The sequence below is a fragment of the Shinella sumterensis genome (assembly GCF_004514425.2).
Lineage (GTDB): Bacteria > Pseudomonadota > Alphaproteobacteria > Rhizobiales > Rhizobiaceae > Shinella > Shinella sumterensis.
Map to the genome: position 1 here is coordinate 1 of NZ_MYFN02000026.1, position 24,390 is coordinate 24,390.

At 64.7% G+C, this 24,390-nt stretch carries 24 protein-coding genes; 18 read left to right on the forward strand and 6 right to left on the reverse strand.

What is annotated here, in order from left to right; all coding sequences use genetic code 11:
- The 3 genes from B5M41_RS25580 to B5M41_RS25590 form a co-directional block, all read left to right on the forward strand.
- Window positions 1-577, forward strand: a 577-nt coding sequence (locus tag B5M41_RS25580) for a lipoyl synthase (protein WP_230640363.1), incomplete at its 5' end; no start/stop codon positions are given.
- Window positions 578-650: 73 nt separating this feature from the next.
- Window positions 651-1,211, forward strand: coding sequence for a P-loop NTPase family protein (locus B5M41_RS25585; protein WP_134652146.1), 561 nt, complete (start codon window positions 651-653; stop codon window positions 1,209-1,211).
- A gap of 9 nt (window positions 1,212-1,220) precedes the next feature.
- Window positions 1,221-1,685, forward strand: a complete 465-nt coding sequence (locus B5M41_RS25590; RefSeq protein ID WP_134652144.1) for a type II toxin-antitoxin system RatA family toxin — start codon at window positions 1,221-1,223, stop codon at window positions 1,683-1,685.
- On the opposite strand, the gene B5M41_RS25595 is transcribed toward B5M41_RS25590, so the two are convergent.
- The 3 genes from B5M41_RS25595 to B5M41_RS26945 are packed head-to-tail and all read right to left on the reverse strand — an operon-like array spanning window position 1,674 to window position 3,552.
- On the reverse strand, window positions 1,674-2,168 hold the full coding sequence (locus tag B5M41_RS25595) for a CinA family protein (RefSeq protein ID WP_134652150.1): 495 nt from the start codon (window positions 2,166-2,168) through the stop codon (window positions 1,674-1,676). The genes B5M41_RS25590 and B5M41_RS25595 overlap by 12 nt on opposite strands.
- A gap of 2 nt (window positions 2,169-2,170) precedes the next feature.
- On the reverse strand, window positions 2,171-3,382 hold the full coding sequence (locus B5M41_RS25600; RefSeq protein ID WP_134652142.1) for a bifunctional 2-C-methyl-D-erythritol 4-phosphate cytidylyltransferase/2-C-methyl-D-erythritol 2,4-cyclodiphosphate synthase: 1,212 nt from the start codon (window positions 3,380-3,382) through the stop codon (window positions 2,171-2,173).
- 41 nt (window positions 3,383-3,423) lie between these two features.
- Window positions 3,424-3,552 carry a hypothetical protein gene (locus tag B5M41_RS26945; protein ID WP_256365828.1) on the reverse strand — a complete coding sequence of 43 codons (129 nt, stop codon included), beginning with the start codon at window positions 3,550-3,552 and terminating at the stop codon, window positions 3,424-3,426.
- Between B5M41_RS26945 and dusB the strand changes: the two genes are divergently transcribed.
- From dusB to hflX, 9 genes are all read left to right on the forward strand, one after another.
- The gene (gene dusB, locus B5M41_RS25605) at window positions 3,529-4,551 is read left to right on the forward strand and encodes a tRNA dihydrouridine synthase DusB (protein WP_134652140.1); all 1,023 of its coding nucleotides are present in this window, start codon (window positions 3,529-3,531) and stop codon (window positions 4,549-4,551) included. The two genes, B5M41_RS26945 and dusB, sit on opposite strands and share 24 nt — an antisense overlap.
- Complete coding sequence (locus B5M41_RS25610; RefSeq protein WP_134652138.1) at window positions 4,548-5,687, forward strand: two-component system sensor histidine kinase NtrB; 1,140 nt, start codon at window positions 4,548-4,550, stop codon at window positions 5,685-5,687. The genes dusB and B5M41_RS25610 overlap by 4 nt, the downstream gene beginning before the upstream one ends.
- The gene (gene ntrC, locus B5M41_RS25615) at window positions 5,687-7,141 is read left to right on the forward strand and encodes a nitrogen regulation protein NR(I) (protein WP_134652136.1); all 1,455 of its coding nucleotides are present in this window, start codon (window positions 5,687-5,689) and stop codon (window positions 7,139-7,141) included. The genes B5M41_RS25610 and ntrC overlap by 1 nt, the downstream gene beginning before the upstream one ends.
- Before the next feature lie 198 nt (window positions 7,142-7,339).
- Complete coding sequence (locus B5M41_RS25620; protein WP_134652134.1) at window positions 7,340-9,613, forward strand: sensor histidine kinase NtrY-like; 2,274 nt, start codon at window positions 7,340-7,342, stop codon at window positions 9,611-9,613.
- Entirely contained in the window at window positions 9,603-10,967 is a 1,365-nt protein-coding gene (gene ntrX / locus B5M41_RS25625; protein WP_134652132.1) for a nitrogen assimilation response regulator NtrX, read from the forward strand. The genes B5M41_RS25620 and ntrX overlap by 11 nt, the downstream gene beginning before the upstream one ends.
- A gap of 29 nt (window positions 10,968-10,996) precedes the next feature.
- Window positions 10,997-12,373 carry a Trk system potassium transporter TrkA gene (gene trkA / locus B5M41_RS25630; protein WP_134652130.1) on the forward strand — a complete coding sequence of 459 codons (1,377 nt, stop codon included), beginning with the start codon at window positions 10,997-10,999 and terminating at the stop codon, window positions 12,371-12,373.
- 57 nt (window positions 12,374-12,430) lie between these two features.
- Window positions 12,431-13,294, forward strand: coding sequence for a D-amino-acid transaminase (locus tag B5M41_RS25635; RefSeq protein WP_134652128.1), 864 nt, complete (start codon window positions 12,431-12,433; stop codon window positions 13,292-13,294).
- A 99-nt stretch (window positions 13,295-13,393) separates the two neighbouring features.
- The gene (hfq, locus tag B5M41_RS25640) at window positions 13,394-13,636 is read left to right on the forward strand and encodes an RNA chaperone Hfq (RefSeq protein ID WP_134652126.1); all 243 of its coding nucleotides are present in this window, start codon (window positions 13,394-13,396) and stop codon (window positions 13,634-13,636) included.
- A 77-nt stretch (window positions 13,637-13,713) separates the two neighbouring features.
- Window positions 13,714-15,033, forward strand: a complete 1,320-nt coding sequence (gene hflX, locus B5M41_RS25645) for a GTPase HflX (protein WP_134652124.1) — start codon at window positions 13,714-13,716, stop codon at window positions 15,031-15,033.
- A gap of 304 nt (window positions 15,034-15,337) precedes the next feature.
- On the opposite strand, the gene mazG is transcribed toward hflX, so the two are convergent.
- Entirely contained in the window at window positions 15,338-16,174 is an 837-nt protein-coding gene (gene mazG, locus B5M41_RS25650) for a nucleoside triphosphate pyrophosphohydrolase (protein ID WP_134652122.1), read from the reverse strand.
- Window positions 16,175-16,182: 8 nt separating this feature from the next.
- Window positions 16,183-16,770: a nucleoside deaminase gene (locus B5M41_RS25655; protein WP_134652120.1), complete on the reverse strand. Its 588-nt coding sequence runs from the start codon at window positions 16,768-16,770 to the stop codon at window positions 16,183-16,185.
- Window positions 16,771-16,965: 195 nt separating this feature from the next.
- Here B5M41_RS25655 and cysG point away from each other — a divergent pair, with 195 nt between their 5' ends.
- The 5 genes from cysG to B5M41_RS25680 all read left to right on the forward strand — a co-directional run bounded on the left by cysG (window position 16,966) and on the right by B5M41_RS25680 (window position 21,941).
- Complete coding sequence (gene cysG / locus B5M41_RS25660; protein ID WP_134652118.1) at window positions 16,966-18,402, forward strand: siroheme synthase CysG; 1,437 nt, start codon at window positions 16,966-16,968, stop codon at window positions 18,400-18,402.
- A 1-nt stretch (window position 18,403) separates the two neighbouring features.
- A complete protein-coding gene (locus B5M41_RS25665) occupies window positions 18,404-18,721 on the forward strand; it encodes a DUF2849 domain-containing protein (RefSeq protein WP_134652116.1) in 318 nt (105 codons plus the stop codon).
- A gap of 10 nt (window positions 18,722-18,731) precedes the next feature.
- Window positions 18,732-20,405, forward strand: a complete 1,674-nt coding sequence (locus B5M41_RS25670; RefSeq protein ID WP_134652114.1) for a nitrite/sulfite reductase — start codon at window positions 18,732-18,734, stop codon at window positions 20,403-20,405.
- 11 nt (window positions 20,406-20,416) lie between these two features.
- Window positions 20,417-20,917 carry a DUF934 domain-containing protein gene (locus tag B5M41_RS25675; RefSeq protein WP_134652112.1) on the forward strand — a complete coding sequence of 167 codons (501 nt, stop codon included), beginning with the start codon at window positions 20,417-20,419 and terminating at the stop codon, window positions 20,915-20,917.
- Window positions 20,918-21,128: 211 nt separating this feature from the next.
- Window positions 21,129-21,941 carry a ferredoxin--NADP reductase gene (locus B5M41_RS25680; protein ID WP_134652109.1) on the forward strand — a complete coding sequence of 271 codons (813 nt, stop codon included), beginning with the start codon at window positions 21,129-21,131 and terminating at the stop codon, window positions 21,939-21,941.
- 54 nt (window positions 21,942-21,995) lie between these two features.
- Here B5M41_RS25680 and B5M41_RS25685 read toward each other — a convergent pair whose 3' ends face one another.
- Window positions 21,996-22,616, reverse strand: a complete 621-nt coding sequence (locus tag B5M41_RS25685; RefSeq protein ID WP_134652107.1) for a GntR family transcriptional regulator — start codon at window positions 22,614-22,616, stop codon at window positions 21,996-21,998.
- A 342-nt stretch (window positions 22,617-22,958) separates the two neighbouring features.
- Between B5M41_RS25685 and B5M41_RS25690 the strand changes: the two genes are divergently transcribed.
- A complete protein-coding gene (locus B5M41_RS25690; RefSeq protein WP_134652105.1) occupies window positions 22,959-24,218 on the forward strand; it encodes a ferredoxin reductase family protein in 1,260 nt (419 codons plus the stop codon).
- The last annotated feature ends 172 nt before the right edge of the window (window positions 24,219-24,390 follow it).

The window sequence follows — 24,390 nt, forward strand, 5'->3', positions numbered from 1 at the left end:
CGATCTGGACGACGGCGGCGCGGAGCACTTCGAGAAGGTGATCTGGGCCATTCGCGCGGCGTCGCCGCTGACGACGATCGAAATCCTCACGCCCGATTTCCTGAAGAAGCCGGGCGCGCTGGAGCGTGTCGTCGCCGCCAAGCCGGATGTGTTCAACCACAATATGGAGACCGTGCCGGGCAATTACCTGACGGTGCGTCCGGGCGCGCGCTACTTCCACTCCGTGCGGCTTCTGCAGCGCGTGAAGGAGCTGGACCCGACCATGTTCACCAAGTCGGGCATCATGGTGGGGCTCGGCGAGGAGCGCAACGAAGTGCTCCAGCTGATGGACGACCTGCGCACCGCCGATGTCGACTTCCTGACCATCGGGCAGTATCTCCAGCCGACCCGTAAGCATCATGCCGTCATGAGCTTCGTGACGCCCGACGAGTTCAAGTCCTATGAGACGGTGGCCTATTCCAAGGGCTTCCTGATGGTGTCGTCGAGCCCGCTCACCCGCTCCTCGCACCACGCCGGCGACGATTTCGCGCGGCTCAGGGCGGCGCGGGAGAAGAAGCTGCTGGCCGCCGCGGAATAGACTTTTGCGCCCCCATGCTTTAAGCCCCGCCGTCCTGCCGGACGGCGGGGTTTTTGGTTTCAGGAGGCTGGACATGACGATTGCGCTGGAAGAGGCGGCCGGACGGCTGAAGACCGCGGAGCGCGTGCTGGTCATCGGCTGCTCGGGCAGCGGCAAGAGCACGCTGGCGCGGCAGCTCGCGGATCATCTTTCGCTGCCCCACATTTCCATGGACCGGGACATCTTCTGGATGCCGGGCTGGCAGCAGCGGCCGCGGGCCGAGGCACTGGACAGGCTCAAGGCGCTCGTGGCGCAGGAGCGCTGGATCATGGACGGCACCAGCCCCGGCACGCTGCCGCTGCGCCTGCCGCGCACGCACCTTGTTCTGTGGCTGCGTCCGCCGCGGCTCGTTTCGCTCCACGGCGTGATCTCGCGCTGGCTGCGCTATCGGGGCCGGTCGCGACCCGAGATGGCCGACGGTTGCCCCGAGCGGATCGATGCGGATTTCCTGCGCTACGTCTGGAATTTCGAGAAGACCGAAAGCCCTGAAATCGACGAGAACCTTGCGGCGTATGGCCGCGACGTGCCGGTTTGCGTGTTGAAATCGCGGCGCGACAATGACCGCCTACTTGCAAGAGTTCGCGCGGGTCATTAGCTCTCGGCCATGCCTCAGTTCGAAACCCGCCGTCCGGTTCCCCACACGCCCGAAGAGATGTATGCGCTCGTCGCCGATGTCGAGCGCTATCCGGAGTTCCTGCCGCTCTGCGAGGCGCTGTCGATCCGCTCGCGCAAGGAGCGCGACGGCAAGGAACTGCTCGTGGCCGACATGACGGTGGGCTACAAGGCGATCCGCGAGACATTCACCACGCAGGTTCTGCTGAATGCGGCCGAACGGGCGATCGATGTCAAATATATCGACGGCCCGTTTCGCTATCTCGACAACCGCTGGCGCTTCGATGCGCTGCCGGGGGGCGGCTGCTCCGTGCATTTCTACATCGACTACGAGTTCAAGAGCCGCATTCTCGGCGCGCTGATGGGCTCGATGTTCGACCGGGCGTTCCGCATGTTCACCGAGGCCTTCGAAAAGCGCGCCGCGACGATCTATGGCACCGCGTCTTCAATCGGCTGAGATTTCCGCGAGCATTTCGAGCGCGGTACGCACCGTGGCGAGCCTGACGGCGCTGCGGCCGATATCGCCGTAGCGCATCTCGCGGTGCAGAGGCTTGCGGCCGGTGCGCGCGGCGGCGAGATGCACGAGGCCGACGGGCTTCTCATCCGAGCCGCCGCCCGGGCCGGCAATGCCCGTCACGGCGACCGAGATATTGGCGCCGGAATTGCCGATGGCGCCTTCGGCCATTTCCAGCGCCGTCTCGCGCGACACCGCGCCATGGGCCTTCAGCGTGGCGTTGGCGACGCCGATCATCTCGCGCTTGGCCTCGTTGGAATAGGTGACGAAGCCGCGGTCGAACACCGTGGAGGAGCCCGCGATCTCGGTGATGGCGCCGGCGATCAGGCCGGCGGTGCAGGACTCGGCCGTGGCGATCAGCAGGTTCTTCTTTTCAAAATCCGCGACGATGGCGCGGGCGGCGTCTTCGATGTCCTGAGGCCAGATGCTCATGCTTCGCTTCCCCTGTAGACGACCGTCGCGGTGGCGATAGCGGCGATGCCCTCGCGGCGGCCGATGAAGCCGATCTTCTCGTTGGTCGTGGCCTTCACCGAGCAGCGGTCGATGGAAATGCCGAGAAATTCCGAGAGGTTGCGGCGCATCGCATCGCGGTGCGGGCCGACCTTGGGCGCTTCGGCGATGAGCGAGACATCGGCATTCATGATGGTGCCACCGGCCTTGCGCACGATTTCGGCGGCGTGTTCGAGGAAGATGCGCGAGGCTGCCCCCTTCCATTGCGGATCCGATGGCGGGAAGTGATCGCCGATATCGCCGGCGCCGCAGGTGGCGAGCAGGGCATCGGTCAGCGCGTGCAGCGCGACGTCGGCATCGGAATGGCCGGACAGTTTTTGGTCGTGCGGGATGAACAGGCCGCACAGCGTCACGCCGTTACCCTCGACGAGCTGGTGCACGTCATAGCCGTTTCCGGTGCGCACGTCCGGTAGAGCGTGGGAAAGGCGCTGGTCGGCCATGGCGATATCCTTCTGCAATGTAAGCTTGACGTTGCCGGCGCTGCCTTCGACGAGGTGCACCCGGACCCCGGCCCACTCGGCAATCGAGGCATCGTCGGTGAAATCGGTGCGGCCGGAGGCCGCCGCGCGGCGGTGGGCCTCCAGGATCGTTTCGAAATGGAAGGATTGCGGCGTCTGGGCGGCAAACAGGCCGGAGCGGGAGACCGTCTCGGCGACATTGCCGTTGGCATCGGCCCGCTTCAGCGTGTCGGCGACGGCGACGGCGGGAAGCACCGCACGGGCACCGTGGTTGAAGGCGGTGAGGGTGCGTTCCAGGATGGCGGGCTCGACGAAGGGGCGGACGGCATCCTGGATGAGGACATGGCTGACGGCGTGGCTTGTCAGCACATCGAGCCCGGCAAGCACGGACTGCTGGCGGGTGGCGCCACCATGAACCACAGTCAATCGGCTGCCGGCCGGCGTTGCCGCCGCACACGCCATCTCGAAGAGGGCTGCGTCATCGGGGTGTATCACGACGACGATATGCCGGGCGGGCTGCCAATTGACAAACAGATCGAGCGTATGGGAGATCACAGGCTTTCCGCCGATACGACGGTACTGCTTGGGGCCTTCGGCATGGCTGCCGGCCCGCTCGCCGCGACCGGCGGCAACGATCACCACACCGCAGGAGTGCGCATTTTCCGCCTGCATTTCGGCTCCTTGCCTCCGGTATCAAAGCGTTTTGGGGTGGTTTAGCCGGAAGGATGCCGCAATTCCAGCGCTGACAGGAAAAATGCCACCGGCCTTGATTGCGGCTTGGCAAGAACGACAATAATGGCTAAAAATGATGCAAAGACATGACTTGCTTGAAAGATGAGCATTTGGCACTTCCAACCCTGTCAGCGCCGCTTGCGGTCGGTGGCCAGACCCTGAGGAACCGGGTTGTCCTTGCGCCGATGTCCGGCGTGACGGATCTGCCGTTCCGCGATCTTGCCTGGCGTTTCGGCGCGGGGCTGGTCGTGACGGAGATGGTGGCGAGCCGCGAACTGGCGCTGAATGCGCGCGAAAGCTGGTCGCGCATCCGCAATTGCGGCATCCGCCCCCATATGGTGCAGCTTGCCGGGCGCGAGGCGCACTGGATGGCGGAAGCGGCGAGGATCGCCGAAGGCGAGGGCGCCGATATCATCGACATCAATATGGGTTGCCCCGCCAAGAAGGTGATCGGCGGCTATTCCGGTTCGGCGCTGATGCGCGATCCCGATCATGCGCTGGGCCTCATCGAGGCGACCGTCCAGGCCGTGAAGGTGCCGGTGACGGTGAAGATGCGGCTGGGCTGGGACCACGATTCTCTGAATGCGCCGCATATCGCGTCCCGCGCCGAGGCTGCGGGCGTGGCGATGATTACCGTGCATGGCCGCACGCGCATGCAGTTCTATGAAGGAAGGGCGGACTGGGATGCGATCCGCGCCGTGCGCGACGTGCTGTCGATCCCGCTCATTGCCAACGGCGATGTCGATACGGCTGAAGATGCGCGGGAAATCCTGCGGCGCTCCGGCGCGGACGCCGTCATGGTCGGCCGTTCCGCGCAGGGCCGCCCGTGGCACCCCGCGGTGCTGGCCGGGGCATGCCCGCATCCCGGCGTGGACGAATGCGCATCGGTCGCCGTCGAGCATTATCGCATGATGCTGGATTTCTACGGCGTCGAGGCGGGCCTGCGCCATGCGCGCAAGCATGTCGGATGGTATCTGGAGCGCTTTGCGCCCGGCCTTGCCGGGGCCGACAAGGCGGCGATCATGACCGCGCGCGACAGCGCCTTCGTGGCCGACAGGCTGGCGGCGGCGATCCTGAACGGTCCGGTAAAACTCGGAGAGGCCGCATGACGGAGAAGGCCGCAAACGCGAATGCGCCGGACCTGGCGCTCGCCGTGCTGAACGCCATCCAGAATCCGGTGATCATGGTCGATGGCGCGGGGCTGATGTCCTTCGCCAACTGGGAGGCGGAATCCTTCTTCGGGGCGAGCGCGGGTTATCTCGCCCGTCACAATATCGCAAGCGTCATTCCCTTCGGCAGCCCGCTCCTGACGCTGATCGACCAGGTGCGCGAGCGCCGTGCGCCGGTCAGCGAATACCGTGTGGACCTGAGTTCGCCGCGGCTGGGCGCCGACAAGCTCGTCGACCTCTATGTCGCGCCCGTCACCACCGATCCCGGTTCCGTCGTCGTGGTGATCCAGGAGCGCTCGATGGCCGACAAGATCGACCGCCAGCTGACGCACCGCGCCGCCGCACGCTCCGTGACCGGCCTCGCCTCCATGCTGGCGCACGAGATCAAGAACCCCCTGTCGGGCATCCGCGGCGCCGCACAGCTTCTGGAGACCTCCGTCATCGACGAGGATCGCGCGCTGACGCGGCTGATCTGCGACGAGACGGACCGCATCGTCTCGCTGGTCGACCGCATGGAGGTGTTTTCGGACGAGCGGCCCGTCGACCGCGTGCCGATCAACATCCATTCCGTGCTCGACCATGTGAAGGCTGTGGCCAAGGCGGGTTTTGCGCGCCACATCAAGATCACGGAGCTCTACGACCCGTCGCTGCCGCCGGTCTATGCCAATCGCGACCAGCTCGTGCAGGTGTTCCTGAACCTCATCAAGAACGCCGCGGAGGCCGTGGGCGACCGGGACGAAGGCGAAATCCAGCTGACGACCGCCTACCGGCCGGGCATCAGGCTGTCGGTGGCCGGAACGCGCGAAAAGATCTCGCTGCCGCTGGAATTCTGCGTGCACGACAACGGGCCGGGCGTGCCGGCGGACCTGCTGCCGCACCTGTTCGACCCCTTCATCACCACCAAGACCAACGGCTCCGGCCTCGGCCTTGCGCTGGTCGCCAAGATCATCGGGGGGCACGGCGGCATCGTGGAATGCGACAGCCAGGCCAACCGCACCACCTTTCGCGTGCTGATGCCCGCCTCGCGCGGCATCAGCGAAGACGACGACTTTCCCAAGACCAAAGGACATGATTGATGACAGGCGCCACAGTCCTCGTCGCCGATGACGATGCCGCGATCCGCACCGTGCTCAACCAGGCGCTCAGCCGGGCCGGCTACGACGTGCGCATCACCTCCAATGCGGCAACGCTGTGGCGCTGGGTCGCCGCCGGCGAGGGCGATATCGTCGTGACCGACGTCGTGATGCCGGACGAGAACGCCTTCGACCTTCTGCCGCGCATCAAGAAGGCGAGACCGGACCTGCCGGTGCTCGTGATGAGCGCGCAAAACACCTTCATGACGGCGATCAAGGCCTCGGAGAAGGGGGCCTACGACTACCTCCCGAAGCCCTTCGATCTGACCGAACTCATCGCCATCATCGGCCGCGCGCTGGCGGAGCCGAAGCGCAAGCCCGCGCGGCTGGACGACGACACGCAGGACGGCATGCCGCTCGTGGGGCGTTCGGCGGCCATGCAGGAAATCTACCGCGTGCTCGCCCGTCTCATGCAGACGGACCTGACGCTGATGATCACCGGTGAATCGGGCACCGGCAAGGAGCTGGTCGCCCGCGCGCTGCACGATTACGGCAAGCGCCGAAACGGGCCCTTCGTCGCGATCAACATGGCGGCGATCCCGCGCGACCTCATCGAATCGGAGCTCTTCGGCCACGAAAAGGGGGCCTTCACCGGCGCGCAGAACCGCTCGACGGGCCGCTTCGAGCAGGCCGAGGGCGGCACGCTGTTCCTCGACGAGATCGGCGACATGCCGATGGATGCGCAGACGCGCCTGCTGCGCGTGCTGCAGCAGGGCGAGTACACCACCGTCGGCGGCCGCACGCCGATCCGCACCGATGTGCGCATCGTGGCGGCGACCAACAAGGACCTCAAGCAGTCCATCAACCAGGGCCTGTTCCGCGAGGATCTCTATTACCGCCTCAACGTCGTGCCGCTGCGCCTGCCGCCGCTGCGCGACCGGGCGGAAGACATTCCCGATCTCGTGCGGCATTTCGTGCAGCAGGCCGAGAAGGAAGGGCTCGACGCCAAGCGCTTCGACCAGGAAGCGCTGGAGCTGATGAAGGCGCATCCCTGGCCGGGCAACGTGCGCGAGCTGGAAAACGTCGTGCGCCGGCTGACCGCGCTTTACCCGCAGGACGTCATCACGCGCGAGATCATCGAGACGGAACTGAGGGCCGACATTCCCGACAGCCCGATGGAAAAGGCGGTGGTGCGTTCCGGCCCGCTATCGATCTCGCAGGCCGTCGAGGAGAACATGCGTCAGTACTTCGCGAGCTTCGGCGACGGCCTGCCGCCGTCGGGCCTTTATGACCGCGTGCTGGCCGAAGTGGAGTATCCGCTGATTCTCGCCGCGCTGACCGCGACCCGCGGCAACCAGATCAAGGCCGCCGATCTGCTCGGCCTCAATCGCAACACGCTGCGCAAGAAAATCCGAGAACTCGGCGTTTCCGTCTATAGAAGCTCCCGCTCGGCTTGACTTGCCTGACGAAGGCGTTGCATTTTGGCCACAATCTGTTGCTTGAGGGTAACAGAGGGAGGCGGTCGGCTCGGTCCGCGCGCCCGTCCGTCACGACAGGGGCGCGGGCGCGCCTGACACACGGTCGGTACATCCCGGAAAACACGAGATAAAGCCTTCGCGCCTGGCAGGCGCGTGGCCGGGGAAGCGATGCGGCAGATGACGGAAGACGTTGACGTGCTTTCGCAGGAGGAGACCGGAACGGTCATCGCGGATCGCCGCGCCTCGTTTGCGCTGCCCGGGCTGTTGCTCGCCGGCGGCGCGCTCGTCGCCGCCACGATCTCGCTGTTCATCCTGCTCGGCCTGACGCCGATCCGCCCGGAACCGAACGTCGTCATCGCCTCGGCGGCGATCAATGCCATCTTCATCGTCGGTCTGATGTTCCTGATCGGGCGGGAAATCGCGCGGCTGCTGCGCGCGCGCCGGCGTGGCCGTGCAGCGGCGCGCCTGCATGTGCGCATCGTGGCGCTGTTTTCCATCGTCGCCATAACGCCGGCCGTGCTGGTCGCGATCTTCGCCTCGATCACGCTCGATGTCGGCCTCGACCGCTGGTTTTCCATCCGCACGCAATCGATCGTCAGTTCCTCGCTCAACGTGGCGCAGGCCTACATGCTGGAAAATGCCAGCTACCTGCAGGGCCAGACGGTCTCGATGGCGAACGACCTCGACCGCAACCGCCAGCTCTACAGCCTCGACCGCTCCGGCTTCATCGAACTCATGACGCGGCAGGCGCGCGGGCGCGGCATGCTCGGCGCCTTTCTGCTCAGGGCCGACGGTTCCCCGATCCTCCAGGCCAATATCCAGGTGGAGGGGGAGCTTCCGCCGGTCCCGCCCGATGCGCTGCGCGCCTCTGCCGCCGGCCAGCCGACGCTGATCCCGCCGGGCATGACCAACCTGGTCGGCGCGATCATCAAGCTGGAAAACATCTCCGACGCGTTCCTCTATACGATCCGCACCGTCGACCCCGAAGTGATGCGCTCCATGCGGCTGATGGAGGAGAACACCGCGGAATACCGCGCGCTGGAATCCGGCCGCACCCCGCTTCAGGTCGCCTTCGGGCTGCTCTATCTCGGCTTCGCGCTGATCGTGCTGCTCGCCGCGATCTGGACGGCCATCGCGATCGCCGACCGCATCGTGCGGCCGATCCGCCAGCTGATCGGCGCGGCCGACAGCGTCGCCTCGGGCAATCTCGACGTGTCCGTTCCGGTCCGCACGGCCGATGGCGACGTCGGCAATCTCTCGCGTACCTTCAACAAGATGATCTCGGAAATCCGCATCCAGCAGGCGCAGATCCTCGATGCGAAGGACGAGGTCGACGATCGCCGCCGCTTCATCGAGGCGGTCCTGTCCGGCGTGACGGCGGCCGTCATCGGCGTGGAGGGCGACGGGCGTGTGACCATCGTCAACACCTCGGCCGAAATCCTGCTCGGCCGGGATGCCGCCGACCTGATCGGCAAGCCGCTCTCGGAGGTGGCGCCGGAGATCGCGGCGGTGCTGGCCGAGGGCGCCACGCGCTATCGCAACGACCACCGCCGCCAGATCAACATCATGCATGGCGGCAAGGAGCGGACGCTGAACGTGCAGGTGACGCGCGAGGAAACCAAGGACGCGCAGGATTCGCACGTCGTCACGATCGACGACATCACCGATCTCGTCATCGCCCAGCGCTCGACCGCCTGGGCGGACGTGGCGCGCCGCATCGCGCACGAAATCAAGAATCCGCTGACGCCGATCCAGCTTTCGGCCGAGCGCATCCGCCGCCGTTACGGCAAGCAGATCGACCAGGAAGACCGCGCGGTGTTCGACCAGTGTACGGATACGATCGTGCGGCAGGTGGAGGATATCGGACGCATGGTGGACGAGTTCTCGTCCTTCGCGCGCATGCCCAAGCCGACGAAGGAGCGCTCGGACCTGCGCACCATCCTCAAGGACGCCGTATTCCTGCGCGAAATGGGCAATAACCATGTCTCCTTCGAAAAGGATTTCGGCGAGGTGCCGCTGACGGGGCTCTTCGACCAGCGCATGCTCGGGCAGGCCTTCGGCAATCTCATCAAGAACGCCGTCGAGGCCATCGAGGCCGTGGCGCCGGATGCCGGGAGGGCGCAGCCGAAGGTGTTCGTGCGGGCCGTCGCGGACGATCCGGGCCGGCGTTTCGTTGTCGACGTCATCGACAACGGCAAGGGCCTGCCGACCGAGAACCGGCATCGCATTCTCGAACCCTATATGACGATGCGCGAGAAGGGCACGGGCCTCGGCCTCGCCATCGTGAAGAAGATCATCGAAGACCATGGCGGGCAGCTGGAATTGCATGATGCCCCCGCGGATTTCGATCACGGCCACGGGGCGATGATCCGCGTGATCCTGCCCTATGAGGAAACGGTGGCCGTCGATGCGGACAAGAATAAGAGCAAGGAAGTAAGCCATGGCGTCTGATATTCTCGTAGTGGACGACGAAGAGGACATCCGCGAAATCGTTTCCGGCATCCTGTCGGACGAGGGGCATGAGACCCGCACCGCCTTCGACAGCGACAGCGCGCTCGCCGCCATCAGCGACCGCGTGCCGCGCCTCGTCTTCCTCGACATCTGGATGCAGGGCAGCAAGCTCGACGGGCTTGCGCTGCTCGACGAGATCAAGAGCCGCCACCCCGACCTGCCTGTCGTGATGATTTCGGGCCACGGCAATATCGAGACCGCCGTCTCGGCCATCAGGCGCGGCGCCTACGATTTCATCGAAAAGCCCTTCAAGGCCGACCGGCTGATCCTGATCGCGGAACGGGCGCTGGAGAACTCCAAGCTGCGCCGCGAGGTGACGGAGCTGAAGAAGCGGTCGGGCGATCCCGTCGAACTGATCGGCACGTCCGTCGCGGTCTCGCAGCTGCGCCAGAACATCGAAAAGGTCTCGCCGACCAACAGCCGCATCATGATCCTTGGCCCGTCCGGGTCCGGCAAGGAACTGGTGGCGCGCATGATCCACCGCAAGTCGAGCCGCGCGAACGGGCCGTTCGTCGTCCTGAACGCGGCGGCGATCACGCCGGAGCGCATGGAGATCGCGCTCTTCGGGACCGAGGGAACGCCCGGCCAGCCGCGCCGGACCGGCGTGCTGGAAGAGGCGCATGGCGGCATCCTCTATCTCGACGAGATCGGCGAAATGCCGCGCGAGACGCAGAACAAGATCCTGCGCGTGCTGGTCGACCAGCAGTTCGAGCGCGTCGGTGGCTCCAAGCGGGTCAAGGTCGATGTGCGCATCATCTCGTCCACCGCCTACAATCTCGAAAGCCTGATCGCCGAAGGCGGTTTCCGTGAGGACCTCTATCACCGGCTGGCCGTCGTGCCGCTGCGCGTGCCGCCGCTTGCGGAACGGCGCGAGGACATTCCCTTCCTCGTCGACATGTTCATGCGCCAGGTCAGCGAGCAGGCCGGCATCCGCGCCCGCAAGATCGGCGACGATGCGCTGGCGGTGCTCCAGGCGCACGACTGGCCGGGCAACATCCGCCAGCTGCGCAACAATATCGAGCGTCTGATGATCCTCGCCCGAAGCGACGGCCCGGATACGCCGATCTCGGCCGACATGCTGCCGACGGAAGTGGGCGACATGCTGCCGAAGATTTCCACGCAGGGCGACCAGCACATCATGACGCTGCCGCTGCGCGAGGCGCGCGAAATGTTCGAGCGCGACTACCTGATCGCCCAGATCAACCGCTTCGGCGGCAATATCTCCCGCACGGCCGAATTCGTCGGCATGGAGCGCTCGGCGCTCCATCGCAAACTGAAATCGCTTGGCGTATAAGGCCTTAAGGCGATTCTGGGGTTCAGGGCATGAAGGTCATCATCTGCGGCGCCGGACGCGTCGGCTACGGTATCGCGGAACGCCTCTCGCAGGAGGGCAACGATGTCTCCGTCATCGACAACAAGGCCTCGCTGATATCTGCCATCACCGATACGCTGGATGTCAGCGGCGTCGTGGGCCATGGCGCGCATCCGGAGGTGCTGGCCAAGGCCGGCGCCGACCAGGCCGACATGATCATCGCCGTGACGCTCTACGACGAGATCAACATGGTCGCCTGCCAGGTGGCGCACTCGCTGTTCAACGTGCCGACCAAGATCGCCCGCATCCGCTCGCAGAGCTATCTCGCGCCTGAATATTCCGACCTCTTCTCACGCGAGAACATGCCCATCGACGTCACCATCTCGCCGGAGGTGGAGGTGGGCAAGATGGTGCTGCGGCGCATCTCGTTTCCCGGCGCCACCGATGTGGTGCGCTTCGCCGACGATCGCATCGTCATGGTCGCCATCGAGTGCATGGAGGATTGCCCGGTCGTCGAGACGCCGCTGAAGCAGCTGAGCGAGCTTTTCCCCGATCTGAATGCCACGGTGACGGGCATCGTTTCCAACGGGAAGCTGTTCGTGCCGAGTTCGTCCGACCAGCTGCATTCCGGTGATCTCGCCTATGTCGTGTGCGACAAGGGGCATGTGCGGCGCACGCTCGCGCTGTTTGGCCATGAGGAGCAGGAGGCGGCGCGCATCGTCATCGCCGGCGGGGGCAATATCGGCTACTTCGTCGCCCGCGCCATCGAGGACTACCAGCCGAAGACCCGACTGAAGATCATCGAGAGCGACCGCGAGCGGGCCGTCGCCGTTGCCGACAAGCTGCGCAACACGGTCGTCCTGCACGGCTCGGCGCTCGACCAGAAGATGTTGCTCCAGGCCGATATCCAGGACGCGGACCTGATCGTCGCGCTCACCAACAACGACCAGATCAACATTCTCGGCAGCGTGATGGCCAAGCGCCTCGGCTGCAAGCAGAACCTCGTCCTGATCAACGACCCGAGCTACGAGGATTTCACCAAGACGCTCGGCATCGACTCGCATATCAATCCGCGCGCGGTGACGATTTCGGGCATCCTCCAGCATGTCCGCAAGGGCCGTATCCGCTCGGTCTATGCCGTGCAGAAGGGCGCGGCGGAGGTGATCGAGGCGGAGGCGCTGGAAACCTCGCTGCTCGTGGGAAAGCCGCTGCGCGAAATCGAGCTGCCGGCAGGCATCCGCATCGGCGCGGTCTACCGCGAGGGCACGGTCATCCGGCCGGATGGCAACACGAAGATCAAGGCGAAGGACCGGGTCGTGCTGTTTGCTGCGGCCGCATCGGTGCGCCATGTCGAGCAGCTCTTCCGCGTCAGTATCCAGTATTTCTAGACCGCCATACCGGGACACGCGGCCCGCGTCCCGTCCGCATCGTAACAGGATCGCCTCATGCTTCGCTTTGCCTATGTGAACGGCCGCTACGTGCGCCATGCCGATGCGACGGTGCATATCGAGGATCGCGGCCTGATGTTCGGCGACGCGGTGTACGAGGTCTGCCAGGTGGCGCAGGGTTTTCTGGTCGACATGACCCGGCATCTGGACCGGCTCGACCGGTCGCTTTCCGAAATCCGCATCCGCCCGCCGATGCCGCGGGCGGCCCTCGTGCGCATCATGCGCGAAGTGCTCAGGCGCAACCGCGTGGTGAACGGCCTGGTCTATGTGCAGGTGTCGCGCGGCGTGGCGCGCCGCGATCACGTCTTCCCGACGCCCGACGTGCGCGCCTCGCTCATCGTGACGGCCAAATCGCTCAACCCGGCGACCATCGCGGCGAAACATGCGGCGGGCGTCAGCGCCTTCACCGCGCCCGACAACCGCTGGGGCAGGGTGGATATCAAGACCGTCGGCCTGCTGCCCAATGTGCTGGCGCGCCAGCGGGCGAAAGAGGCGGGCGGGTATGAGGCGATCTTCGTCGATGCCGAGGGCAATGTGACGGAAGGGGCCGCCACGAATCTCTGGATCGTCGACAAGGCGGGCACGCTCGTGACACGGCCGGCCGATCCCGGCATCCTGCGCGGCATCACCCGCACCACGCTGCTGGATGTGGCCGCCACGCTCGGCCTGCCGGTCGCGGAACGGCGTTTTTCCGTTGCCGAAATGCTGGAGGCGCGCGAGGTTTTCATCACCGGCGCCACGACGATCTGCCTTCCGATCGTCTCCATCGACGGCCGGACGATCGCCAACGGCCATCCCGGAATCATCGCGCAGAAAATTCGCGACGCCTTTTTCGACGTTGCGGAGAAGACCGCGATTTGATACCAAACTCGGCGGTCTGGAAATTCATTCCCGACCACGGGGACATTTTATTTTCAGTCAACCGGTCTCAAGGGCCGGCAATCAGAAAGAAGCGGCGCGATGGCGGAACGTTCTCAGAACCTGCAGGATCTTTTTCTCAATACCGTTCGCAAGCAAAAGATTTCTCTGACGATCTTTCTCATCAACGGGGTCAAGCTGACCGGGGTTGTCACCTCCTTCGACAATTTCTGCGTCCTGCTCCGTCGCGACGGTCATTCGCAGCTCGTGTACAAGCACGCCATCTCGACCATCATGCCCGGCCAGCCGTTGCAGATGTTCGAGACCGAGGAAAACGGCTCCTGACAGGACCAACGAAGATTAGCAAATCCGATACTTCCAAGGATTCCCTCGTTCCGGATGTTGAAAAGCACCGGGACGACATGCGCGCCGTGGTCATCGCACCCGTTCTGAAGGCGCGCGGGAAAGCCGATCCGACCGTCATCACGCGGTCCGACGAGGCGCGGCTGGAAGAGGCCGTCGGTCTCGCGCGCGCCATCGACCTGACGATCGTGCATTCGGCGCTCGTGCCGGTCGCCCAGCCGAAGCCGGGCACGCTGCTCGGCACCGGAAAGATCGAGGAGATCAAGGCGGCGCTCGACGAGCACAATGCCGGTCTCGTCATCGTCGACCATCCGCTGACGCCGGTCCAGCAGCGCAATCTCGAGAAGGAATGGAACGCCAAGGTCATCGACCGCACGGGCCTGATCCTCGAAATCTTCGGCCGCCGCGCCTCCACCAAGGAAGGCACGTTGCAGGTCGAGCTGGCGCATCTCAACTACCAGCGCGGCCGCCTCGTGCGCAGCTGGACCCACCTTGAGCGCCAGCGCGGCGGCGCGGGCTTCATGGGCGGCCCCGGCGAAACGCAGATCGAAGCCGACCGCCGCCTGCTGCAGGACAAGATCGTCAAGCTGGAGCGCGAGCTGGAGCAGGTGCGCCGCACCCGCCAGCTGCACCGCTCCAAACGCAAGAAGGTGCCGCATCCCATCGTGGCGCTTGTCGGCTACACCAATGCCGGCAAGTCGACGCTGTTCAACCGCATCACCGGCGCGGGCGTTCTGGCCGAGGACATGCTGTTTGCGACGCTCGACCCGACGCTGCGCCGCATGAAGCTGCCGCAGGGCCGCACCGTCATCCTCTCCGACACGGTGGGCTTCATCTCCGACCTGCCGACGCATCTCGTGGCGGCCTTCCGGGCGACGCTGGAAGAGGTGCTGGAGGCCGATCTCATCCTGCATGTGCGCGATATGTCCGACCCGGACAACGGCGCGCAATCCTCCGATGTCCTGCGCATCCTCGCCGATCTCGGCATCGACGAGAAGGACGGCGCCGAGCGCATCCTGGAGGTCTGGAACAAGATCGACCGGCTGGAGCCGGAGGCGCGCGAGGCGCTGGTGAACAAGGCCGCGACGCAGCCGAACGTCATTGCCGTCTCCGCCATTTCGGGCGAGGGCGTCGACGCCCTGCTTGACGAGATCAACAAGCGGCTTTCCGGCGTGCTGGTCGACCGTGACGTCATCGTGCCCATCACACAGTTGCAGCTTCTGCCGTGGATCTACGATCATTCGATCGTCGATGCACGCGAGGACCTGGAAGACGGCAATGTGCGGCTGGAACTGCGTCTGACGGAGACCGAAGCCGCCGAGCTCGACCGACGCCTCGGCATCGGTGGCAAGCCGGTGCGCGAGGATTGGGAGCGCTGAGGCTATTGCCTCCGGCACCTTGCATTCGCGCTTATTGGAAAGTTTGAGACCTCTCCTTTTCTTGAACGCTTAAAGCCTTCCTAAAACTTCTCCATCGTCATCCTCGGGCTTGACCCGAGGATCCACCCACACCCGCTGAGCTTGCCGCTTGGATCCTCGGGTCAAGCCCGAGGATGACGCCGGTGGGTGGGGTGAACGCAGGTAACGGCGTTGGTGAGATGACCGCCGGTGGCGGATTTGGTAGGGTGGCGCACCATGGCTGCGAATCCACGCATCGGCGTCTACTTTCGAGCCGCCACCAGCGCTATTTTGCCAGCTGCCGCTCGATCTGCTTCGCCGCCTGCCACAAGTCTTCCATTCGCTCCAGCGTCGCATCCTCCAGGCTTTCGCCATTGGCGGCGAGACTGTCTTCGATATGCGAGAAGCGGTTGCGGAACTTGGTGTTGGTGCCGCGCAGCGCCATTTCCGGATCGGCGCCGACATGGCGGCCGATATTGACCAGCGCGAAGATCAGGTCGCCGAGTTCGTCGGCGACGGCTGTCTGGTCACCGGCGGCAAGGGCTGCGCGCAGTTCGCCGATCTCTTCCTCGATCTTGTCGAGGATGGGCGCCGGTTCGGACCAGTCGAAGCCGACCTTGGCCGCGCGTTCCTGGAGCTTCAGCGCCTCGACGAGGGCCGGGAAGGAGCGCTGCACGGAGCCGAGATGGCCGCGCAGCGGGTCCTCTGGCAGGCCGCGGAGGGCGCGGCGCTCCTTGCGTTCACGCTTCTCCGCCTGCTTGATCGCGTCCCATTGCAGCTTCACAGCCTCCGGCGTCTGTGCATCCGAGCGTTCGAAGACATGCGGGTGGCGGCGGATCATCTTGCGGGTGACGGCTTCCACCACGCTGCCGAAATCGAAGGCGCCGCGCTCCTCGGCGATCCGCGCATGGAAGACGACCTGGAGCAGCAGGTCGCCCAGCTCCTCGCAGAGATCGTCCATGTCGTTGCGTTCGATCGCGTCGGCGACCTCGTAGGCCTCCTCGATCGTGTAGGGCTTGATGGTCTCGAAGGTCTGGACGATATCCCAGGGGCAGCCGGTTTCCGGCTGGCGCAGGGCCTGCATGATCTCGATCAGGCGGTCTATGTCGCGGCTCGGCTGCATGGCGGGTCTCAATTCAGCGGGATGGCGTTTCCGGCCTTGCCGGACTGGTAGCTCTCCGAAAGCGCATCATAGGCGGCCCGGATCTCGGCATCCTGCGCTTTCAGCGCTGCCTTTTCTTCGTCGCCTGCGGTCGCGATAAGGTCTGCGATGGCGGCGGAGTGCCAGAAGGCGTTCGTCTTCGCATAGCCGCCCGGCTCCAGCCGGAAGACTTCCTTGAGGATGCGCAGATCGTGCGGGATGGCAAAGCTGTCTCGCGAATCCTCGTGGCTGAAGAAATAGTAGAAATTGTCGAAGCCGGCCCAGGTGATCGCCGACAGGCACATCGAGCAGGGCTCATGCGTCGACAGGAAGACGTAGTCTTTGGTATCGGGCTTTTCCACGCGCTCGTAGAGGCGTTTCAGCGTATGCACTTCGCCGTGCCAGAGCGGATTTTCGGTCTCGTTGTTGGTTTCGGCGATGACGAGCGACAGGTCGGACTTGCGCAGGATCGCGGCGCCGAAAACCTTGTTGCCGGCGGCGACACCCACCTGTGTCAGGGGCAGGATGTCGGACTGGATGACGTCGAGAAGGCGCTTGGCAAGGGTTGCCTGGTCCATGTGGGATTTCCCTTTGGCTTGATGGCCATCCTTAGCGGGCGCGGCGGCCGGCAGGCAAGGGCGGCCGGTGACTTATGCTCAAAATGCGGGGGTGCAGAGCAAAACAATACGCCCCGCCTTGGGCATTGGAATTTATGTTTCTTTTGTTTCTGGCAATTTTTCGCGATAGTGCGCACACTCCAACCGGATCGGATCATGACTGAGGCGCAGAGCAAGCTTTCGACATTCCCGGCGTTCTTCCGCGTCAGCGGCAGGACGGTCGTTGTCGTGGGCGAAGGCGATGAGGCCTTCGCCAAGGCGCGCCTGCTGTTCAATACCGATGCCCGCATCGTCGTTGTCGCCGAAACCCCGGACGCCGATTTCGAGCGATTCATCACGGACAAGGGGCTCGTCCTCATCCGCGCACCCTTTTCCGACGCGCTCATCGACGGCGCGGCGCTGGTGTTCGCGGCGACCGGCGACGCCGCCGCGGACCGGGCCATTGCCGCGGCCGCCCGGGCGCTTCGCATCCCCGTCAATGCCGTCGACCAGCCGGAATATTGCGATTTCTTCACGCCGGCGCTCGTCAATCGCGCGCCCGTCGCCGTCGCCATCGGCACGGAAGGGGCGGGGCCCGTGCTGGCCCAGATGATCCGCGCCCAGGTCGACCAGCTCCTTTCGCCGTCGCTCGGCCGTCTTGCAAGTCTTGCCAACAGCTACCGTGAGGCCGTCGATCGCATCCTGCCGCGCGGTGTCACGCGCCGGGTGTTCTGGCGGCGGTTCTTCCAGGGCGCGGTCGCCGATGCCGTCAACAATGGCGATGTCGAGCTGGCGCGCCGTACGGCCAACACGCTCCTGAATTCGCAGGGCAAAGCAGCCGGCCATGTCTGGCTCGTCGGCGCCGGCCCGGGTGCGGAAGACCTGCTGACGTTGCGCGCCCAGCGCGTGATGATGGAAGCCGACGTCATCGTCTTCGATGCGCTGGTGCCGCAGGCAATCGTCGACATGGGCCGCCGCGATGCCGAGCGCCTTTCCGTGGGAAAACGCAAGGGCTGTCACTCCAAGTCGCAGGAAGAGATCAACGACCTGCTGGTCGAACTCGGCAAGGCGGGCAAGCGCGTCGTGCGGTTGAAATCCGGCGATCCGCTCGTCTATGGCCGCGCCGGCGAGGAAATGGCCGCTTTGCGCCGGGCCGGCGTGACCTATGAGATCGTGCCGGGCATCACCTCGGCCTTTGCCGCGGCCGCCGATTTCGAGCTGCCGCTGACGCTGCGCGGCGTCGCCTCCTCGCTGGTCTTCACGACGGGCCACGACCTGACGGGATCGGTTCTGCCGGATTGGGCGCGTCTGGCCATTTCCGGCGCGACCGTGGCCGTCTATATGGGCCGCACGGTCGCCGCTTCCGTTGCCGCGCGCCTGATGGAAGCCGGCCTGCCGGCCGAGACGACCGTCGCCGTGGTGGAAAATGCCAGCAGGCGCGAGAAGCGGCTGCTGCATGGTACACTCAAGGATCTGCCCGGCCTGGAGCATCGCGACGAGCTTTCCGGCCCGGTCATGGTGATCATCGGCGACGCCGTCGCCGGCGCCAATTTCGAACATTCCGAACCGCTCGTGCGCGAGCCGGTTCGCACGACAGCAGCATTGGGAGCATGACATGGCCGACAAGGTTCTGACAGCCAACCGCCTTTCCGACGGCATCTCCGTCTGGCTGGATGCCGCCGGCAACTGGAACGAACATCTCCAGGACGCCTTCGTGGCGCGCCACAAGGAGGCCGTCGACGCGCTGGAGGCCACCGGCAAGCAGGCCTTCGCCGACAACAAGGTGGTTGACGTCAACGTCGTGGACGTCGAAGAAGTCGACGGCGTCCTGCGGCCGCTGCGCATGCGCGAGCGCATCCGTGCCGAAGGACCATCCATTGCCTATGCCGCCGGTTATTCCGGCCTGACTGCGACGGCCGCACCGGCCGCCTGAGGACGTTTCAATGTACCGTTACGACGAATTCGACCACGCCTTTGTCTCCGACCGTGTGGAGCAGTTCCGCGATCAGGTCGCGCGCCGCCTGTCCGGTGAACTGGCCGAGGATGCCTTCAAGCCGCTGCGCCTGATGAACGGCGTCTACCTGCAGCTGCATGCCTATATGCTGCGCGTCGCCATTCCCTATGGCACGCTGAACGCCCGCCAGATGCGCAAGCTCGCCTATATCGCGCGCAAGTACGACCGTGGCTATGGCCATTTCACCACGCGCCAGAACATCCAGTACAACTGGCCGAAGCTCTCGGAACTGCCGGATGCGCTGGCCGATCTCGCCACCGTCGAGATGCATGCGCTCCAGACGTCGGGCAACTGCATTCGCAATGTCACGGCCGACCATTTCGCCGGCGCTGCCGCCGATGAGGTCGCCGATCCGCGGCCCTACGCGGAAATCCTGCGCCAGTGGTCGTCCGTGCACCCGGAATTCTCCTTCCTGCCGCGCAAGTTCAAGATCGCCGTGACGGGAGCAGAACGCGACCGCGCCGCCATCCAGGTGCATGACATCGGCCTGCACCTGAAGAAGAACGAGAAGGGCGAGATCGGCTTTGCCGTCTATGTCGGCGGCGGGCAGGGCCGCACGCCGATGATCGCCAAGAAGATCCGCGACTTCCTGCCGGAGCAGGACCTCTTGTCCTACACGACCGCCATCATGCGCGTGTACAACCTGCACGGCCGCCGCGACAACAAGTACAAGGCACGCATCAAGATTCTCGTGCACGAGACCGGCGTGGAGGAGCTTTCGCGTCAGGTGGAGGCCGAGTTCGCCGAGCTGCGCGACACCGAGCTGAAGCTGCCCGAGCGCGACGTTGCCGCGATTTCGGCCTATTTCGCGCCGCCGGAACTCGGCCCCCGTGCAGAAGGCTGGGCGAACCTTGCGCAGTGGAAGAAGGCGGACCCGGAATTCGCACGCTGGGTGCAGAACAACGTGCAGCCGCACAAGCATCCCGACTACGGCATGGTGACGATCTCGCTGAAGCCGATCGGCGGCATTCCGGGCGACGCGACCGACACGCAGATGGAGGCCGTCGCCGATATCGCCGAGGAATATGCCTTCGACGAGATCCGCGTCAGCCACGAGCAGAACCTCATCCTGCCGCATGTCGCGCTGGCGGATCTGGAGCCGGTTTATCGCGGGCTGGTCGCTGCGGGTCTTGCGACCGCCAATGCCGGCCTGATCACCGATATCATCGCCTGTCCGGGGCTGGACTACTGCGCGCTGGCCAATGCGCGCTCGATCCCGGTCGCGCAGGAACTGTCGACCCGTTTCGGTTCGCCCGAGCGGCAGGCGGAAATCGGCGAGCTGAAGATCAAGATCTCCGGCTGCATCAACGCCTGCGGCCACCACCATGTCGGCCATATCGGCCTTCTGGGCGTGGAGAAGAAGGGCGAAGAACTCTACCAGATCACGCTCGGCGGGTCGGGCGACGAGAACACCTCGATCGGCGAAATCATCGGACGCGGCTTCGAGCCGGAGAAGGTGACGGATGCCGTGGAGGTGATCGTGAACACCTATCTCGGCTTGCGCCTCGATCCCTCGGAAATCTTCCTCGATGCCTATCGTCGCGTCGGACCGCAGCCCTTCAAGGATGCGCTCTACGGTGACAAGACGGCTGCGGCGGCCTGAGGAGAGCGATCATGACGAAAATCTGGAACGAAGCCGGTTTTGTGGCCGATGATCCCTGGGTGATCGAAACCGAGGACGCCAAGGCGGGCTCGAACGAGAAGGCGATCGTCGGGCTCGACGATTTCCTGGCGAAAGTTTCCGAGGGCGGCGAAACCGGCCTTGGCGTGCTGATCAATCCGGCGGACGACGTGCGCAGGCTGGACGGCCATCTGGACCGCATCGCGCTGGTCGCGGTGGCGTTTCCGGCCTTCAACGATGGCCGGGCCTTCAGCCATGCCTCGCTGCTGCGCTCGCGACTCGCTTATACCGGCGAGATCCGGGCCGTCGGCGATGTGCTGATCGACCAGATCCCGTTGATGCTGCGCTGTGGCATCGACAGCTTTGCGGTCAGCAATGCGACGGCGCTGAAGCGCCTGTCCGAAAACCGCCTTCCGGGCATCGAAAACCATTACCAGCCGACGGCGCGTCCTTCACAGGAAGTGGGCTCGTACAGCTGGCGCCGCAGGGCCTGATTTCGCATCGCCGCGACCGGCAAAGGCCGCAATCGCGTGGTAGGCTTGAGCGAGATCAAGGACGTCAGGCACGACGAAGGCAATATCGAATGGCCGGCAAACTATTGCGCGGCCATTCGGCGCATTGGAACGGAATACCTTCCTTTGCTGCTCAACATGTAATATCTGCCTATCGTCAAGATTTTCCGACGCAGACAGGACCGATCCAGACATGAACGCACCGGCCAAGACAGAAGACTTTGTGGCAACCATTCCCGCCGGCGTTTTCGCCGAGACGGTGACGAGCGTGCAGCACTACACGGATCACCTGTTCCGCTTCCGCATGACGCGCCCTGAAAGCTTCCGCTTCCGTTCCGGCGAATTCGCCATGATCGGCCTGATGGTCGGCGACAAGCCGATCTACCGCGCCTATTCGATCGCAAGCCCGGCCTGGGACGAGGAGCTGGAATTCTTCTCGATCAAGGTGCCGGACGGCCCGCTGACCTCGCATCTCCAGCAGATCAAGCCGGGCGATACCGTGCTGATGCGCAAGAAGCCGACCGGCACGCTGGTTCTCGATGCGCTTACCCCCGGCAAGCGGCTCTACATGTTCTCCACCGGCACGGGCATCGCACCTTTTGCGAGCCTGATCCGCGACCCGGAGACCTATGAGAAGTTCGACGAGGTCATCCTGACCCATACATGCCGCGAAGTGGCCGAGCTGAAATACGGTTTCGACCTCGTGGAGGAAATCCGCAACCACGAATTCCTGGCCGAGGTCGTCGGCGACAAGCTGCGCCATTACGCGACCGTGACCCGTGAGGACTTCCCATTCCAGGGCCGCATCACCGATCTCATCGCCAACGGCAAGATGTTTGCCGATCTCGGCGTGCCGCGTTTCGATCCTGCCATCGACCGCGGCATGATCTGCGGTTCCTCGGCCATGCTCAAGGAAACCAAGGCCCTGCTGGAGCAGGCCGGCCTCACGGAAGGCGCCAACAGCAAGCCCGCCGAGTTCGTCATCGAGCGCGCCTTCGTCGACTGAGCGGCGATACATTCCTTTCACAAAGCGGCGGCCCTACCGGCCGCCGTTTTCGTTTCAGCGGGACAGTTCTTCCAGCAAATCGGTCATCGCGGCCGATGCGGCGGCAGGGTCGCCGTTACGGATCGCGCGGATGACCTTCACATGCAGGTCCACGGAGCGATCCATGCGGCGGCTGTCGGCGCGGGTGAACCACAGGCGCCGCGCATGGGTCTGCAGCGAGGCGAGGGCGGCGATGAGAAAGCGGTTGGGGCAGGCCTCCTCCATGATCTCGTCGAAAGTCTTGTCGGCGGCGAGGAAGCCTTCGATATCCGAGTTGATCGAGCAGGCGGTCATGGCCTGTGCGCAGGCGACCAGCCTTTCGCGCTGCGCGTCGCTGGCATGGCGGGCGACAAGTGCTGCGGCCAAGGGTTCCAGCTGGCGGCGCGTGGTCATGACGTCGGCATGATCGTCCGGGCGGATCGCGGCGATCTGCAGGCCGGCGCGCGGCCGCACCACGATGAGCCCCTGCCATTCCAGCTTCTGGATCGCTTCGCGGACCGGCGTGCGGCCGTGCCCCGAAAGCTCGATCAGCTGCTTTTCGGTGACAAGCGCGCCGGGTTTCAGCTTCAGGGTCACGATCAGACCCTCGAGGGCGAGATAGGCGAGGTGGGCCTGCGAGGCCGCGGATGCCGTCATGCGGAGACTCCGTTGATATATCACTTGGTGGCATGTCGCAAAGCGGATAGCAAGCAGGCTGATATATCAGCGACGTGTCGGCGGGGCGGACCACCGGCTCGCGGAGGCGGTTCAGGAGCGATTTTATCCTTCTCGCCGAATCGCCTGGCGGGTGGACGGTCATGGCTATGTGGCCTGGTCCACTGTCATATCGATGCCTCGTGCCGGTTTTCGCCCCGCTTGCCACAAGGCGGCGAATAAAGCCGCCGGGCCGCCCGTCGATAGGAGGATTGCGGTTGACGAATGTCATGCGGCCTTGCAAGCATGCCGGCATTCAGGACCAGTTCCATTTTGGGGGATAGATTGACCGCGGGTTCCATCGTCGCGACTCTGCTGATCGTTGCCGCCGGCGTTCTCGCCGTTCCGGCGGTCAGCCACACCAATGGCGCAACGACCCTGTCCCTGATGGCCTCCTCGATGGCCTTCGTCGCCATGGCGATCGCGCAATTCATGGCGACACGCCCGCCGCTGGTGGAGCGGCTGTTCGGCGGGCTCGACCGCATCTATCATTTCCACCGCAAGATCGGCATTGCGGTGCTCTGTCTTATCCTCGTGCACTATTTCGTGACACCGGACTTCCAAGGGCTTTCGCTGACCGGCGATCTCAACAGGCTCGCAAAAACCGCCGGCGAATGGGCCTTCTACGGCTTCGTCTTCCTGCTCGTGCTCAGCCTCGTGAAGGTCATTCCGAAGACACGCTTCCAGATACCCTATCAGTTCTGGCGCTTTACCCACCGGTTCATCGGCCTGCTGTTCGTTCTGGTCGCCTTCCATCAGATGTTCATCAAGCGCCCCTATGACGGCACGGCGCTGCTGGCGGTCTATCTCAACCTCTTCGCGCTGCTCGGCATCGTCAGCTATGCCTATACCCAGCTTCTGCCCTGGATCCGCACGCGAAAATACCAGGTGGTGGATGTCGAGCGCCACGAGGGCGCGACGATCATCACGGCGAGGCCCACCCGCAGCAAGCTCAGGGCCTTGCCGGGCCAGTTCGGCTTTTTCCGCGTCAACAAGGCCGGGCTGCGCGAACCGCATCCCTTCACCATCGCCGGCATCGACGAGGACGGAACGGTGCGCTTCGCCATCAAGCCGCTCGGCGACTATACCAAGGCGTTGCGGGAAACGGTTGCCGTCGGCGATGCGCTGACGCTCGAGGGCGGATACGGCCACTTCAACCACAGACGCGGCGGCAAGAAGCAGATCTGGCTTGCCGGCGGCATCGGCGTGACGCCGTTCCTCGCCATGGCGAGCCGGCTGAAGGGCGACGAGGGTCAGGACATCCATATGGTCTATTGCGTGCGCGACGGTGCGGAGGCGATCGGCCTAGAGACTTTCCGTGCGCAGGCCGACAAGCTCGGCAATTTCAGCTTCGTCCTGCACAATTCCGCGACCGACGGGCGGCTCGATGCGGCAAAGCTCGTATCCGGCACGGCGATGGACCCGGCGGAGGCCGACCTGTGGTTCTGCGGGCCGCCGCCGCTGCGGCTGGCCATCGAAAAGGGATTGAGGGAACTCGGCAAGCCACCGCGCCGTGTCGAGTTCGAACGTTTCGAGTTTCGCTAGTGCATTTCCAGCCGAAGCGGGCTCGCTTCGGCGCGGGTGCATGCGGCAAAAACAAAAGGATTGAGCATTTTCGATGATTTGTGTTCAGCGAAAAGGCTCAGGCACAGTTCCCGCGGAAACTGCCAGGCGGTTTTGCATGCGGAATTGTCGGAGAGATCAGATTTATAGCCGG